Consider the following 15,137-nt stretch of genomic DNA (forward strand, 5'->3'; position numbering starts at 1 on the left):
CTTGGAACCTGACAGTATCGACTGGCCCATCGTCTGGGCCACCCCCGCGATCTCCATCCTGGTGCTGATTGCCCTGTCAGCCGTCGTCTCGGCGGTGGAAGCGGCGTTCCTGAATCTGAATCGCTATCGCCTGCGTAACCTGGTTCGCATCGGCAATCTCAAGGCACGCCGCATCGAAGGCCTGCTGGTTCAGCCGGACCGGGTCGCTACCACCTTCCTGCTCTGCCGCACGGCGTTGCACGCTGCCGCCGCCGCGATTGCCGGCACCATGACATTCCGCCTCGCGAGTGAAACGGCCTTCGCCCTGCTGCTCGCGTTCGGCATCGCCTGCATCACGCTGCTGATCGTCATTCTGGGCGACATCGCACCACGCGCCTTCGGCGCGCGCTTCGCGGAACGCATCGCGCTGCCCGCCTCGTGGGTTTGCCAGGCGATCTTCCGCACCCTGCAGCCGGCCACCTGGCTCGTCGAAAAGCTGTCGCATGGATTTCTGCGGGGCCTCGGCGTAACGCCCGCCAACGGGCCATCGTTCGGCAACGACCCGGATCCGACTGCGCCGGGATTTGCATCCGCCCACACGCATCAGCGCATGCTGGCGCGAATCCTGGAACTGCAGTCCGTGACGGTCGAGGACATCATGATCCCGCGCAGCGAGATCTCCAGCGTCGACATCAACGACGACTGGGACACCATTCTGGATCAGCTGCGCACCACGCCCCACACCCGTTTGCCGCTGTGCGAAAACAATCTCGACAATGTCGTCGGCATGCTGCACATGAAGAAGGTGGCGCATGCGCTGGCGCACGGCGCCTTGTCGCGCGAGATCCTGCTGGGCATCGCCCGCGAGCGCGAAGCCTATTTCGTTCCCGAGGGCACGACACTCGACGTGCAGTTGCAGAACTTTCAGCGCGACCGGCGCCGCATCGCGCTGGTCGTCGATGAGTACGGCGACATTCGCGGACTCGTCACCCTCGAAGACATTCTGGAAGAGATCGTCGGCGAGTTCACCAGCGATCCCGGCACCCTGCATCGGGACATCCATCGCGATGCAGACGGCAGCTATGTCGTGAACGGCGCGATCAATGTGCGCGTGTTGAATCGAACGCTGGGCTGGTCGCTACCCGCGGCCGGACCGCGAACGCTGAACGGCCTCATCCTGGAATACCTGGAAAACATTCCCCATCCCGGCACGTCGCTCACGATCGGCGGTCTCACCATCGAGATCCTGCAGACCATCGACAATGCGGTGAAAACCGCGCGAATCCGCCCGGCCGGCACTGACAGCGACGACCACACACACCGGTAGCGGCGCACGCCGGGATCTGCGCTTGCTCAGAACGCGCTACGTAGCGCCTGTTCCAGACGCTCCACGCCGATGACCTCGAGACCTTCGATGGGACGACGGGGCTTGTTTGCCTCAGGAACGATCGCGCGCTCAAAGCCGTGCTTGGCTGCTTCCTTCAATCGCTCCTCACCGAACGGCACGGGGCGCACTTCACCGGCCAGACCAATTTCGCCAAAGCAGACGAGCTTTCCAGCGAGCGGCTGGTCGCGAACGCTGGAGACCGCCGCGAGCACCGCGGGCAGATCGATCGCCGTCTCCGAAATACGCACGCCGCCCACGACGTTGACGAAGACGTCGCGGCCGGCGCTCGACACGTTGCCATGACGATGCAGCACGGCCAGCAATAGAGCGAGGCGATTGGAGTCGAGCCCCACCGCAACGCGTCGCGGATTCATTCCCTGCGCTTCATCGGTCAGCGCCTGGACCTCCACCAGCATGGGCCGACTGCCTTCGCGCGCCACCATCACGGCGCTGCCCGCGACCGGGCGTGAATGATGCGAGAGAAAAATCGCCGATGGATTCTTCACTTCCTTGAGACCCTGTTCGGTCATGGCGAACACGCCCACTTCGTTCGCGGCGCCGAAGCGGTTCTTTACCGCGCGCACCATGCGAAAGCGACTGCCGGCATCGCTCTCGAAATAGAGTACCGTATCCACCATGTGCTCGAGGATGCGCGGACCGGCGATGACACCCTCCTTGGTGACGTGCCCGATGATGAGCACCGAGACGCCGGTTGATTTGGCAAAGCGGACGAGCGTCGCCGCTGTCTCGCGCACCTGCGTCGCCGAACCCGGCGATGACTCGACGTCGGCCACGTGCATCGTCTGGATCGAATCCACGATCAGCACACGTGCGCCGACCGCGCGAGCCTGGTCGATGATCGTCTCCGTCGAAGTTTCCGCCAGCAGCTGCAGTTGATCTGCTGTGATACCGAGACGTCGCGCACGCAAGCTCACTTGCCGCAGGGATTCCTCACCCGTCACGTAGAGCGTCTGCGTCGCCGCACTGAGCGCATCGCCTGCCTGCAACAGCATCGTCGACTTGCCGATTCCCGGATCACCGCCGAGCAGCGTTACGGACCCGAGCACCAAGCCACCGCCAAGTACACGGTCCAGTTCGTCCAGGCCCGTAGCGATGCGTGGATCGTCTCGATTGGCGACCTGCGAAAGTCGCTGCGGCGCACCGCTTGCCGCAGCGAGCGACTTGCGATCGTTGCCGCCACGCGCCACGGTCACGGCCTTGAGCGAATCGCCGGCACCACACGACGGACACAGGCCCTGCCATTGCAGACTTTCGTTGCCGCACTGCTCACAGACATAGGCTTGCCGAGTTTTCGCCATCGCAACACTGCACAAATAGAGGAAACCCCGAGCCTACCTCAGGCCCACGGTTTCGGTGAGCGAGTTCACAGATCCCCCCTGGCGCAGGTGTGACGCTGCCGTCAATTCGTCTGACGCCGTTCGTCTATACTCGGCTGCTCTTGGCAATGGGGTTTCTGTGGCATCGAGACTGGCGCGTTTTTCCTGGCTCCCCGGCGGCATCGCAGCGGCTGCGGTGATTGCCATTGGCGAACTCATCGCGCCCTCACCTTTCGCACCGCTGGAGCTTGCGGCCTATGATCGCGCCCAGCGGGTGTCGGATCTGCCAAGCGCTCCGGAGATCGTACTGATCGACGTCGACGATCGGAGCATCGCCGAACTGGGCCCATGGCCGTGGCCGAACAACATCCATGCCGACCTCATTCATGAACTGCATGAGGCAGGCACCCGCGTCATAGCATTCACGACTCGCGTGGGTACGACTCAGGCCGGCGGTGAAACAGATCGCATCCGTTCCGCCCTGGCGCTGCTCGAAGCATCGCATCTCGGCAACTCCGCACAGGCGACACAGCTGCGCGATCTGCTCAAGGCCGGCGGCAATTCCGTCGATCCGGAAGGTCAGTTCGCTGCGGCCATCAATACCCACGGCAATGTCATACTGCCTGTCGACGTGCGCATCGCCGACGGCGAGACCGGCACTCCGGCGCTGCCATCACGGTTTTTCGCCTCCGCCTCCGCGCCAGCGCTGCGAGTCGCCCTGCCAGCCCGCATATCGCAACCGCTACCCGCGCCACTGCTCAACGGCGCCGGAGCTATCGGGCATCTGCACCTTGCCGCCGACGATGACGGCGCACTCCGCAGCGATGTCGCTGCAGTCAGGATCGACACCGCATTGCTGCCGTCGCTAGCCATGGCGATTGCGACCAAGGGGCTGTCATCGGAGATCCAGCAGCTCTCGTTCGACTCGCGGGACGCCGCGCATCTCGACAGTCGGACATTCCCTCTCGAAGGTTCATTGCTCAGCCGCCCTCACTACTTCCCCTCCCGCTCTCCTAAGCTGACTCACTACTCGTATGTGCAGGTACTGCGGGGAAACGTGCCGATGACGTCGCTGCGCGACAAGATCGTGCTGGTAGGCCGGACGGATGCCGATACCACTTCCAGGACGGCCAGCGGCAGCGAGGCGTCCATGAACGAAGTCACGGCAAGCACCGTGGCCAGCCTGATGCGCGGAGCGTCCTTCCGTCATTCCGGGTCTGCCGTCGTCTCCGAATGGCTGGTCGCATTGGCCGTGATTCTTTTTGCTGCATTCATCCTGCCCGTGGCAGGCCCCGGACTCGGTGCGCTGGCGACGGCGCTTCTGGTCGCAATTCTTGCCATCACCGAAGTCGGCCTGCTCGGGTCGAATCAGTTGTGGGTTCAACTCGTCGTGCCGGCAGCCGCCGCCATCGCCGGTTACGTGCTGTACCTGCTCGGCGAGATGGTGCGCCGGGCGAACATGAAGTCCGGCACGAACCCTGATCCGACCTCGAACCTCCGGACGCTGGGTCAGACATTTCAACGTCAGGGCCAGCTCGATCTGGCGTTCGAGACCTACCGTCGGTGCCCCCTCGATGCGCCGACCATGGAGCTGCTCTATTTTCTCGGCATGGATTTCGAGCGACGACGTCAGAACCAGAAGGCCTCCGCGGTCTACAGCCACATTGCCACCCGCGATCCCAACTACCGCGATCTTCGCAGCCGGCGTGCCCGCGTCGCGGACGACCGGCCAGTCCCGCCCGCCGCGGAAAAACCCAGGACACGCCCGGCGCCGGCTCCCCGCGTCGAAGACTGGAGCGAGGACCCGTTCGCCGAACAGCGCCCGGCATCACTGGGGCGCAAACTGGGCCGTTACGAACTCGAGCGGGAACTCGGCAAGGGCGCCATGGGCATCGTGTACCTCGGCCGCGATCCGAACATCAATCGCGTCGTCGCGATCAAGGCGATCCCGCTGGCCGATGAGTTTGAGGAGAATGACCTCGAAGAAGCACGCGCCCGCTTCTTCCGTGAGGCGGAAATGGCGGGCCGCCTGAATCACCCCGCGATCGTGACTGTGTACGACGCCGGCGAGGATCAGGGGCTGGCCTACATCGCCATGGAATATCTGCGTGGCCAGCATCTCAGCTCGTATACCGACAGCGCCAAGCTGCTGCCGCCCAAAACCGTGATGACCCTCGTGGCCACGACCGCTGAAGCGCTGCACTATGCGCATCGGCAGAACGTGGTTCATCGTGATATCAAACCGGCTAATATAATGTTCAATGCCGAGAACGATGAGCTCAAGATCACCGACTTCGGCATCGCACGACTGACCGATACAAGCCGAACTAAAACCGGAATCGTCCTGGGCACCCCTTCATTCATGTCGCCGGAACAACTGGAAGGACGCAGTCTCGATGGCAGGTCCGACCAGTTCGCACTGGGCGTCAGCCTGTACCAATTACTGACCGGACAGCTGCCCTTCCGTGCTGAATCCATGCCGCGCCTCATGCAGAAGATTGCGACCGAGCCGCATACGCCGATACGCCTGATCCGTCCGGAGCTGCCAGAGGCGATCGACGTCATCATCGATCGCGTCCTCGCCAAGTCGGCAGACGATCGCTATGCGACCTGTGCCGAATTTGCTGCCGATCTGCGCACCTGCGCGAAAGCCCTGGAGCCGGCGAAGCCTGCCTTCGAGCACGAGTGGCTGTTGCCGTGATGCGCGGCAAGATCCGTTCGGTCGGCTTGAGTGATGTCGGGCGCGTCCGCGAGCACAACGAAGACACGATCGGCGTGGACGCCGACATCGGTCTGTTCGTGCTGGCTGACGGCATGGGCGGCTACAACGCCGGCGAAGTCGCCAGCGGCATCGCCGTCAAGACCATCGTCGGCCTGGTGAAGGAAGCCATCGAACACCAGGACATGAACACGGAAGATCCCGAGACCGGGATGCAGCGTCCCAGCATCGTGCTGCGCGATGCCATCGCCCGGGCCAACAAGATCATCTACCAGACAGCGAAGACCCAGCCGCAGTGCGAAGGCATGGGGACCACGGTGGTCGCCTGCCTGTTCTTCAACAACAAGGTGGCGATTGCCCATGTCGGCGACTCGCGTGCTTACCGCATGCGCAGCAATCGCTTCGAACAGATGACCATGGACCACTCCCTGCTGCAGGAACTGGTGGACCGCGGCTTCTATTCACCCGCCGAAGCTGCCCGTGCCACGAACAAGAACTATGTCACCCGAGCCCTGGGCGTTGAGCCGACTGTCGACGTCGAATTGCACGAGCACGCCGCCGAAAAGGGTGATTTCTACGTCCTGTGCTCCGACGGGTTGTCGGACATGGTCGAGGACGATGACATCCACTTAACAATAAGCACCTTCAGTGCTAGTCTTGAAACGGTTGCTAAGCAATTGATTCAGTTATCTAACGATAACGGCGGGCGCGACAACGTCTCGATTATTCTTGCTCAAGTTGTCGACTCGTTCGCAGCAAAGAACGGTGTGGTTGACAAAATCCTGCGCTGGTTCGGTTAGTTTGACTGGCCGCCGGATGATCAACACATTGGGGATGAGGCACGCGACATGGCACGGTTGATCCTTAGCCTGGATGGCCAGGTGATGGCCGAATACAACATGAACAAGGAACGTTACACGGTGGGCCGCCTGCCGGATAACGACATCCGCATCGACAACCCGGCTGTCAGCGGACATCACTCCCTGGTCATCAACATCCTCAACGACTCGTTCCTTGAGGACCTGAACAGCACCAATGGCACCTACGTCAATGGCAAGCTGATCAAGAAGCATGCGCTTCAGCATGGCGATGTCGTCACGGTCGGTCATCACCAGCTGCGGTTCGTCGACACGCAGAGCATGGATTCCGAACCGGATGAGTTCGAGAAGACCATGATCATTACGCCCGGCTCCGCAGTCGCGGCGGCTGCGGCCAAGAAGGCCTCGGCGATCGCACCTCCTCCGGCGGCTCCTGCCTCAAAGGCGGCTGCGCCTGCCTCCGCTGCCGCAGCAGCTACGGGTATTCGTCAGGCGCCCACGAGCGCAACGGGCGAACACCCGGTCGCATTGCCAAAGGCCAAGCTCCAGGTATTGAGCGGCGCATTCGCCGGCCGCGAACTCGAATTGAACAAAGCTCTCACGACCCTGGGTCGTCCCGGCGTGCAGGTTGCCGCCATCACTCGTCGCGCCGACGGCTTCTTCATCGTGCATGTCGACAGCGGCAAGCCTGGTGACTATCCACTGGTCAACGGCTCGGCGACGGGAGAGCAGGCACGCAGGCTTCAGGACAACGATGTGATCCTGCTTGCAGGCGTGAAGATGGGATTCTTCGAAAGCTGAGCGAACCTGTCCGGCTGAAGCCGGACGCGACGGTCTCTAGCTGTTCTTCCACACCCGGGTCACGCGCTGCGTGATCCCGCACACCAGTTCGTACGCGATCGTATCGGCATAGGGCGCCACTCGTTCGGCAGGCACACCCTCGCCCCATAGCACGACCGTATCGCCGATCCGGGCGTTCGGCACATCGCTGACGTCAATGGCAGTCATATCCATCGAGACGCGACCGGCTATCTGCGCCGGATGACCGTTGACCAGCGCCGGCGCACCGCTACCAACGTTGCGCGCATAGCCATCGCCATAACCAATGGCAGCAATGCCGATGAGCGAATCGCGCCCCGCCCGCCAGATCGCGTTGTAACCCACGCCTTCGCCCGTCGGCACGCGACGCACGGCAATCAGCTGCGTGGTCAGGGTCATCGCCGGACGCAATCCCAGATGGCCCGACTCCTGCTCCGGCAGCGGCGAAATTCCGTACAGCATGAGGCCGGGACGGACCCACTCCGTTCGCGCCTCCGGCCACACGATGAGCCCTGCCGAGTTCGCGATACTGCGCTCCAGATTCAGGCCCGCGGCCAACCCCAGGAAGCGCGCGATCTGCTCCTGCGTACCCGCCCCACCCGTCTCCTCGGCGCCAAACAGATGCGTCATCAGACGGACGCGTCCCACGGCAGCACACGACTGCAATCGTTGCCGGGCCGCGCTGAATTCGTCGGGCGTGACACCGAGCCGATTCATACCCGTATTGAGCTTCAGCCAGACATCGAACCGATGCCCGCTCGATTGCTCGAGCTGCGACACCTGCTCCAGCGAATGCACCACCAGCTCAAAATTCGCCGCGGCCGCTTGCTGCAGCTCCACGGCACTGAATACGCCTTCCAGCAGAACGATGGGTCCGGTGATTCCGGCCGCACGCAGCGTAAGCCCTTCACCGATGCGCGCGACCCCGAAGGCATCCGCTGTCGCCAGTGCGCGCGCCACCTCGACGATGCCGTGCCCATAGGCATTGGCCTTGATGACCGCCAGCACACGAGAGTCGGGAGCGAGGCGACGGACTGCCGCGAGGTTGTGTCGCAGCGCGTCGCCGTCGAGCGTCGCCGTGGGAAAGGTCACTGGAACGAACCGTCGCCGCCGTAGGAATGTTCGGGAGCGAAGTTCTCGAATTTGGTGTACTTGCCGAGGAAAGTCAGCTGCAGGTCGCCGATCTCGCCGTTACGCTGCTTGGCGATGATGATGTCGGCGATGCCTTTGCGAGTGGTGTTCTTGTCGTACACCTCTTCGCGGTAGATCATCATGATCAGGTCGGCGTCCTGCTCGATGGCGCCCGACTCGCGCAAGTCCGACATCACGGGCCGCTTGTCCTGGCGCTGCTCCAGGCTGCGATTCAGCTGCGACAGCGCGATGATGGGCACCCCCAGCTCCTTGGCCAGCGCCTTCAGCGAGCGTGAAATCTCGGAGATTTCCGTCGCGCGGTTTTCCGTATTGCCCGCGACCTGCATGAGCTGCAGGTAGTCCAGCACGATCAGGTCGAGCCCGTGTTCGCGCTTCAGGCGACGCGCACGCGCACGAACATCCGTCGGGGTCAGCGCACCGGTATCGTCGATGAAGATGGGCGCATCTCTCATCATGCTGATCGCGGTGTTCACGCGCGACCATTCCTCGCCGTCGATGTTGCCCACACGCAGGTGACTCTGGTCGACGCGCCCGAGTGAGGACACCATGCGGAACGCCAGCGAGTCGCGCGACATTTCCATACTGAAGATGCCGACCTTGGCCTTCTTCGGACCGAACGCGGCGTTCTCCGCGATGTTCAGTGCGAAGGTGGTCTTGCCCATCGACGGACGGCCGGCCACGATGATGAGATCGCCCTTCTGCAATCCTGCAGTCATCTCGTCCAGCCGGGTAAAGCCGGTGCTGACTCCCGTGAGCTGCCCGCGATTCTGAGCGAGCATGTCGAGCCGATCGATGATCGTGCCGAGCTCATTGCGAAGCGGCACAAAGCCCGAACCCGCCTTGTTGCCACTTTCGGCGATCTCGAAGACGAGGCGCTCGGCTTCATCGACGATTTCGTTGGCGTCGCGACCTTCCGGGTCGTAGGCACTGTTGGCAATCGTGCCGCCGACAGAGATGAGCCGGCGCAGCGTGGAACGATTGCGCACGATCTCCGCATAGGCGCGGATGTTCGCGGCGCTTGGGGTATCGCGAACCAGACCGGCGAGATAGATCAGGCCGCCCGTGGCGTCGGACAGCGCCTTGCGTTCGAGGAATTCGGAAAGCGTCACCGCATCGAACGGTTCGCTGCGGGAGGCCAGGTCGGCAATGGCGCCGAAGATCAGCTGGTGATCGCGCCGATAGAAATCTTCAGCCGTGACCCGGTCGGCAATGGTGTCCCAGCCACGATTGTCGAGCATCAGGCCGCCAAGGACGGCCTGCTCGGCTTCCACCGAATGCGGCGGCACCCGGATGTCGTCTACGATCGCTTTTTCCCGCGCACGGCGCGACCCAGCGAAGGGAAATTTGGCGTCGGTATCCGGCATCGCTGTTGCCGCCGATGCGGCTGACTTACTCTTCGCCGATGACCACGACCGGCAATTCGATCGTCAGGTCAGTGTGCAGATGGATCTGCACGACGTGCTCGCCAGCCTGGCGGATCGGACCCTGGGGCAGGCGCACTTCCGAACGTTCGATCTCGTAGCCGGCCTTGCGTAGGCCGTCGGCGATATCGGTGGTACCGACCGAGCCGAACAGCTTGCCCTCGCCGCCAGCCTTCGCCGTCAGCGTGAGCTTGAAACCTTCGAGTTTCGCGGCGCGAGCCTGAGCCGCGTCGAGATCCACCTTTGCGGCCTTCTCGATTTCAGCGCGACGGGACTCGAACTTCGCGACATTGTCAGCCGTCGCCAGGGTTGCCTTGCCCTTGGGGAGCAGGAAGTTGCGCCCGTAACCGGACTTCACCTTGACGCGATCACCGATAGTGCCGAGGTTCGCGACCTTCTGCAGCAGAATGACTTCCATAGGACACCTACGCCTTCAAATAACTTTGAACAACAATAACCTTTCGCACCGCCAATCGGGCGGTTTTATACGGCCTGGGTCCGGGGGCGCAGCCAGTTATCGGCAAACCCCCAGATCGCAAGCACCAGCACCGTGATCGACATCGACAGCGGCACGATCAGCAGCACGTAGATCGCCGCCAGCCAGCCCCGATTCAGACGGCCACTGGCCTTGCCGCGATGGGCCGCGGCCAGGCCTTGAAACGACAGAGCCGAGAAGGCCACCCACGCCAGCGAGGCGATCAGGGCGGACTTCGAGACGAAGGCCGCGGCGAACAGCACGGTGACTGCCAGCCCGAGCACCAGACCCAAACGCAGCCGGCGGTACTCCTCGCCGAACTTGCCAGGCGAATCCAGCAGCGTCTGCCACCAGCAGCCCAAAAACAGTGATCCCAGCAGCGTCGCCAGCGTCAGTGCCGCCAGCGCACCCCACATCGTCCGGGACCAGATGGCGATCATCGCGTCGGTGTCACCGGCCAGAGTCAGACCGGCACTTTCCATCGACTCGATGACGCGCTTCAGCAATTCCACCCAGACCGAAGCGGGATCTGGCAACACCAGGTGCACCACCACGACAACGGCCGCCACCGCCGCTACCGCGACCTGGAAACACAGGTTCAAAGAACCTGCCCGCCGCAGCAACAGAGCCAGCAGGACGGGCCCGAACGTGAGCACCAGCACGCCTGCAATCAACCAGGACGCCTCGGGCGCCAGCGACACGACGATCCAGATCGCCGCGGCCGCCGCAGTGGCTGCCACGACCAGCGCCTGCCTTGCATCCGACTTCAACGCGACCAGCACGGGAATCGCGCCAGCCAGCACCATGAAAGGCATCAGCATCTGCAATGAAAACGTGCCGCAGATGGCCGCGGCGATAGCCGCTCGCCAAGGGCGCTCGGTCAGCCAGGCCGCGATTGCATGGTGCATGGAAATCTGCACGCCGACCGTGTGGGGCCGGCGCGCATCTCAACGAAGAATCTCAGTGCTGATCGGTATAAGGCAGCAGCGACAGGTACCGCGCGCGCTTGACGGCGACGGCGAGCTGACGCTGATAGTGCGACTTCGTGCCCGTAATACGGCTCGGCACGATCTTGCCGGTTTCCGTGATGTAGGCCTTCAGAATGCCCAGATCCTTGTAATCGATCTGCTCGATGCCTTCGGCCGTGAAGCGGCAGAATTTACGACGGCGGAAAAAACGTGACATGGCAATACCCTCTTGATACGGATCAGGCAGACGCGGACGGCGAATCGTCGTCGTCGTCGGCGAAGCGTTCGTCACGCGATTCGTCACTCGACCGTGCCATCGGCGACGGTTCGGTAACGGCCTTGTCCATCTTGATCACGAGGTGACGCAGGACGGCATCGCTGAAGCGAAACGCGCCGGTCAGTTCGTTGAGAGTCTTGCCGTCGCACTCGATGTTCAGCAGAACATAGTGCGCCTTGTGGATCTTGGCGATGGGGAACGCGAGCTGGCGGCGGCCCCAGTCTTCCAGGCGATGAATGATGCCGTTGCCGGCGCTGATCATGCCCTTGTAGCGTTCCAGCATGGCTGGAACCTGTTCGCTCTGGTCAGGGTGGACCAGAAACACAATCTCATAGTGGCGCATTGCTGCTCCTTATGGGAATGCTTCCCGGATGATTACCGCCGGTGAAGCAAGGAGTTACGGATCAAATTGCCGCCGCGGCCGGAAGTCCGGGCGCAAAACGGGCGCGAATGGTAGACGAAGCCCCCGCTCCGACGCAACCAAAGCGCCGGATTTAACAGCGAAACCTGCTCAGCGTCGCTGGCGCATGGCTTCGTACAGCACGACTCCCGTGGCCACCGACACATTCAGGCTTTCCACCACACCCTGCATCGGGATGCCGATCAGGGCATCGCAATTTTCCCTGGTGAGCCGCCGCAGACCCGGGCCTTCGGCGCCGAGCACTATGGCCAAGGGACCTTTGAGGTCGGTCTCATACAGCGACTTGGGCGCCTCATCGTCGGTGCCGACGATCCACACCTGCCGGTCCTTCAACCAGCGCAGGGTCCGAGCCAGATTCACTACCTGAATCAGCGGCACCGTCTCAGCCGCTCCCGAAGCGACCTTGCGCACTACTGGCGTCAGGCCGGACGCCCGATCGCGCGGCACGATCACCGCCGTGACGCCGGCGGCATCCGCCGTTCGCAGACAGGCGCCAAGATTGTGAGGGTCCTGCACGCCATCGAGGACCAGCAACAACGGCGCAGTCGTCTTGTCGAGCAACTCATCCAGCGCGCCCTCGCCGAGCACGCCCGCCGATTTGATCTGAACGCACACGCCCTGATGGCGATCGCCCGCAGCCATGCGGTCCAGCTCCTTCGCGTCGCGATGCGCGATGCGCACGCCAGCGGCCTGCGCCAACCTGGTCACTTCGGCGACACGTGCATCCTCCCGGCCCTTCTGCAGGATCAGGAGCGATGCCTTCTGCGGATGCAGCTGCAACAGCGTCCGCACGGCATGCAGTCCGAATACGATTGCCTCATCACTCATCGCTTGCCTCGTCTGCGTTGCCACGGTCCACGCACCATCTGCTGCGTCGAGCGGGCCTCCGCCAATTCAAAATCGATCTTGCGTTCGTCGATGATGACATTGATCAGGCGCACACGCAGGTGGTCGCCCAGGCGGAACACACGACCGCTGCGGGCACCGACCAATCGGTAGCCGGACTTGTCGCGCGAAAAATAGTCGGAGCCCAGCGCACTCACGTGCAGCAGGCCATCGATCTGCAGGCCCTTGGCCTGCACGAACAGACCGAAGTCGACCACGCCAGTGACCAGCGCATCGAACTCTTCGCCAATCTTGTCCTGCATGTACTGGCACTTGAGCCACGACATGGCATCCCGGGTCGCTTCGTCCGCGCGCCGCTCCGTGAATGAAGTCTGCTGACCGAGTTCAGCCATGCGCACCGGGTTGTACTCGAACGAGCTGACGTCACCGCCGCGCAGCACGTGGCGGATTCCCCGATGCACCAGCAGATCGGGATAGCGACGAATCGGCGATGTGAAGTGGGCGTACTCTGCCAGCGCGAGACCGAAGTGCCCGATGTTCTCCGGCTGGTAGCTGGCCTGCTGCATCGATCGGATCACGACCGTCTGGATCAGGTGCGCCTCTTCATTGCCGACGATCCCCTGCAGCACTGCATTCAGATCCTGCGGTTCCAGCTCACGGTCGCGGGGCAACTCGATGGCGAATCCGCGCAGGAATTCACGGAGTTTCTCCAGGCGCTCTTCGTCAGGCCGGCCGTGCACGCGGTACAGCGCAGGAATTTTATGCTTGCGCAGGAACTTGGCCGCCTCGACGTTCGCGGAAATCATGCACTCCTCGATCAGGCGATGCGCATCGTTGCGCGGCTGCTCGACGAAGGCGGAGATGCGACCGTCGGTATCGAATCTGACCTTGAGCTCCGGTGCATCGAACTCCAGCGCACCGCGCTGCAGACGGGCGGCATGCAGAGCGAGGAACAGATCGTGCAGATTCCGCAGCGTCGCGCCATTCGCGACCACGTCCGGGTCGGCAGCAGCATTCGGATTGGCGAGCCAGGCGGCCACCTTCGTGTATGTCAGGCGCGCCTTCGAGCTCATCAAGCCCTCGAAGAACCGCGAGCGCGTTACCTTGCCCTGCGCATTGACGCGCATCTCGCAACACAGGCACAGCCGATCCACTTTGGGATTGAGTGAGCACAGGCCGTTCGACAGCGCCTCGGGCAGCATCGGCAGCACGCGATTCGGGAAATAGACGGACGTACCGCGGTGCTGCGCTTCCTGATCGAGGGCGGAGCCGGAGGAAACGTAACTCGCAACGTCCGCAATCGCGACAATGAGTCGCCAGCCGCCCCGCACCGCTTCGCACCAGACCGCATCGTCGAAGTCGCGCGCATCCTCGCCGTCGATCGTCACCAGGCCGACTTCACGCAAGTCTTCTCGGCCGCGTTTCGCCGCAGTGCTGACCGCGTGACCGTAGTCCTCTGCCTGCGCGACCGCTTCGACCGGAAATTCGAACGGCAACCCGTGCGAATGGATCGCGATCTCGGTTTCCATGCCGGGGGCCGCATGCTCGCCCAGGACACGAACCACATGCCCGAGCGGCTGGGCTGTCTTCGATGGCTGCTCGATCACTTTCACGAGCACGACCTGTCCGGCATGCGCGTCGCCCAGGCGTTCACGCGGCACGAGCACACGGTGGCCGATCCGCGGGTTGTCCGGAACGACGAAGCTGATGCCCAACTCGTCATACAGGCGACCGACGATTTCGCTGGTGCCGCGCTCGAGCACCTCCACCACGGTTCCCTCGGGACGACCCCGATGATCAACGCCGCTCACGCGCACAGCGACACGGTCGCCGTGCATGACCTCGCGCATCTGCCGGTAAGTCAGAATGATCGGCGCCGAACGATCGTCGGGATGAACGAAACCGTGGCCATCGCGATGTCCGCTCACAGTGCCGATAGTCAATGTCAGCCGTTCGCGCTGACAGTACTCATCGCGTCGGTTCTTGACGATCTCACCTGCGTGCAGCAAACCCGCCAGCTGCGCTTCGAGTCGTTTGCGTTTGGGCGGGGTCGTCGCTCCGACCCTGACCGCCAGTTCATCGAACTGCAGCGGTGTACCCGCCTGCGTGAGCGCCGAGGCCACGGCGAATGTCGTGTCGGGGCGCGCCGCCGCAGCGGGTCGCGCACTTTTCCGGATTTTGGCCGGCGATGTTTTCTTTGTCTTGGTTTTGCTTTTCATAACAATTGCTTGAAGAGGGAGCAGCGCTACTTTCGGCAGCACTGCGCAGCCGTTTGATGCGCAAGGATGCGCGGTTCGCTCGAGGACTTCACCCGAGCGCTGTATGGGATCTGCAAATTCATTGCAGGATCCTTATGTTGTTCATTGACACTCCGGGATGTCATCGGTAGATTTGCGCGCCTTGCGGGGCTAGACCCGCTTCCTCTCCTTGCCCAGGTGGCGGAATTGGTAGACGCGCTGGTTTCAGGTATCAGTGGAGCGATCCTTGGAGGTTCGAGTCCTCTCCTGGGCACCATTTC

General features: G+C 62.9%; 13 protein-coding genes and 1 tRNA gene. 5 read left to right on the forward strand and 9 right to left on the reverse strand.

Annotated features, from left to right (window positions below; genetic code table 11):
- Position 1 precedes the first annotated feature (1 nt).
- Positions 2-1,306 (forward strand): HlyC/CorC family transporter, encoded by a 1,305-nt coding sequence (locus tag VIZ63_RS14795; RefSeq protein ID WP_331610436.1) that lies wholly within the window; start codon positions 2-4, stop codon positions 1,304-1,306.
- 26 nt (positions 1,307-1,332) lie between these two features.
- Here VIZ63_RS14795 and radA read toward each other — a convergent pair whose 3' ends face one another.
- A complete protein-coding gene (gene radA, locus VIZ63_RS14800) occupies positions 1,333-2,685 on the reverse strand; it encodes a DNA repair protein RadA (protein ID WP_331610437.1) in 1,353 nt (450 codons plus the stop codon).
- 157 nt (positions 2,686-2,842) lie between these two features.
- Between radA and VIZ63_RS14805 the strand changes: the two genes are divergently transcribed.
- From VIZ63_RS14805 to VIZ63_RS14815, 3 genes are read left to right on the forward strand one after another with little or no spacing between them, the layout of a single operon-like run.
- Complete coding sequence (locus VIZ63_RS14805; RefSeq protein ID WP_331610439.1) at positions 2,843-5,404, forward strand: serine/threonine-protein kinase; 2,562 nt, start codon at positions 2,843-2,845, stop codon at positions 5,402-5,404.
- Positions 5,404-6,222 (forward strand): Stp1/IreP family PP2C-type Ser/Thr phosphatase, encoded by an 819-nt coding sequence (locus VIZ63_RS14810; RefSeq protein WP_331610440.1) that lies wholly within the window; start codon positions 5,404-5,406, stop codon positions 6,220-6,222. The genes VIZ63_RS14805 and VIZ63_RS14810 overlap by 1 nt, the downstream gene beginning before the upstream one ends.
- 48 nt (positions 6,223-6,270) lie before the next feature.
- Positions 6,271-7,041 (forward strand): FHA domain-containing protein, encoded by a 771-nt coding sequence (locus VIZ63_RS14815; protein ID WP_331610441.1) that lies wholly within the window; start codon positions 6,271-6,273, stop codon positions 7,039-7,041.
- Between the two features lie 36 nt (positions 7,042-7,077).
- On the opposite strand, the gene alr is transcribed toward VIZ63_RS14815, so the two are convergent.
- From alr to rnr, 8 genes are all read right to left on the reverse strand, one after another.
- Positions 7,078-8,151 (reverse strand): alanine racemase, encoded by a 1,074-nt coding sequence (gene alr, locus VIZ63_RS14820; RefSeq protein ID WP_331610442.1) that lies wholly within the window; start codon positions 8,149-8,151, stop codon positions 7,078-7,080.
- Positions 8,148-9,575 (reverse strand): replicative DNA helicase, encoded by a 1,428-nt coding sequence (gene dnaB / locus VIZ63_RS14825; RefSeq protein WP_331610443.1) that lies wholly within the window; start codon positions 9,573-9,575, stop codon positions 8,148-8,150. The genes alr and dnaB overlap by 4 nt, the downstream gene beginning before the upstream one ends.
- A gap of 25 nt (positions 9,576-9,600) precedes the next feature.
- Complete coding sequence (gene rplI, locus VIZ63_RS14830; RefSeq protein ID WP_331610445.1) at positions 9,601-10,050, reverse strand: 50S ribosomal protein L9; 450 nt, start codon at positions 10,048-10,050, stop codon at positions 9,601-9,603.
- Positions 10,051-10,115: 65 nt separating this feature from the next.
- Positions 10,116-11,015, reverse strand: a complete 900-nt coding sequence (locus VIZ63_RS14835; protein ID WP_331610446.1) for a hypothetical protein — start codon at positions 11,013-11,015, stop codon at positions 10,116-10,118.
- 52 nt (positions 11,016-11,067) lie between these two features.
- Complete coding sequence (gene rpsR / locus VIZ63_RS14840) at positions 11,068-11,292, reverse strand: 30S ribosomal protein S18 (RefSeq protein WP_331610447.1); 225 nt, start codon at positions 11,290-11,292, stop codon at positions 11,068-11,070.
- A gap of 22 nt (positions 11,293-11,314) precedes the next feature.
- Positions 11,315-11,695, reverse strand: a complete 381-nt coding sequence (gene rpsF / locus VIZ63_RS14845) for a 30S ribosomal protein S6 (protein WP_331610448.1) — start codon at positions 11,693-11,695, stop codon at positions 11,315-11,317.
- 168 nt (positions 11,696-11,863) lie between these two features.
- Entirely contained in the window at positions 11,864-12,601 is a 738-nt protein-coding gene (gene rlmB / locus VIZ63_RS14850) for a 23S rRNA (guanosine(2251)-2'-O)-methyltransferase RlmB (RefSeq protein WP_331610449.1), read from the reverse strand.
- On the reverse strand, positions 12,598-14,838 hold the full coding sequence (gene rnr, locus VIZ63_RS14855) for a ribonuclease R (protein WP_331610450.1): 2,241 nt from the start codon (positions 14,836-14,838) through the stop codon (positions 12,598-12,600). Before rnr ends, rlmB begins: the two co-directional genes overlap by 4 nt.
- 210 nt (positions 14,839-15,048) lie before the next feature.
- On the opposite strand from rnr, the gene VIZ63_RS14860 reads away from it, so the two are divergent.
- Positions 15,049-15,133, forward strand: a tRNA-Leu gene (locus VIZ63_RS14860).
- The last annotated feature ends 4 nt before the right edge of the window (positions 15,134-15,137 follow it).

This window comes from Povalibacter sp. (assembly GCF_036520495.1).
Classification (GTDB): domain Bacteria; phylum Pseudomonadota; class Gammaproteobacteria; order Steroidobacterales; family Steroidobacteraceae; genus Steroidobacter.

Excerpts from the sequence above, each read along its gene's own strand:
- dnaB (WP_331610443.1), bottom strand. The coding sequence starts at position 9,575 with ATGCCGGATACCGACGCCAAATTTCCCTTCGCTGGGTCGCGCCGTGCG.
- rpsR (WP_331610447.1), bottom strand. The coding sequence starts at position 11,292 with ATGTCACGTTTTTTCCGCCGTCGTAAATTCTGCCGCTTCACGGCCGAA.
- rplI (WP_331610445.1), bottom strand. The coding sequence starts at position 10,050 with ATGGAAGTCATTCTGCTGCAGAAGGTCGCGAACCTCGGCACTATCGGT.
- VIZ63_RS14810 (WP_331610440.1), top strand. The coding sequence starts at position 5,404 with ATGCGCGGCAAGATCCGTTCGGTCGGCTTGAGTGATGTCGGGCGCGTC.
- VIZ63_RS14835 (WP_331610446.1), bottom strand. The coding sequence starts at position 11,015 with ATGCACCATGCAATCGCGGCCTGGCTGACCGAGCGCCCTTGGCGAGCG.
- rlmB (WP_331610449.1), bottom strand. The coding sequence starts at position 12,601 with ATGAGTGATGAGGCAATCGTATTCGGACTGCATGCCGTGCGGACGCTG.
- rpsF (WP_331610448.1), bottom strand. The coding sequence starts at position 11,695 with ATGCGCCACTATGAGATTGTGTTTCTGGTCCACCCTGACCAGAGCGAA.
- rnr (WP_331610450.1), bottom strand. The coding sequence starts at position 14,838 with ATGAAAAGCAAAACCAAGACAAAGAAAACATCGCCGGCCAAAATCCGG.
- radA (WP_331610437.1), bottom strand. The coding sequence starts at position 2,685 with ATGGCGAAAACTCGGCAAGCCTATGTCTGTGAGCAGTGCGGCAACGAA.
- VIZ63_RS14815 (WP_331610441.1), top strand. The coding sequence starts at position 6,271 with ATGGCACGGTTGATCCTTAGCCTGGATGGCCAGGTGATGGCCGAATAC.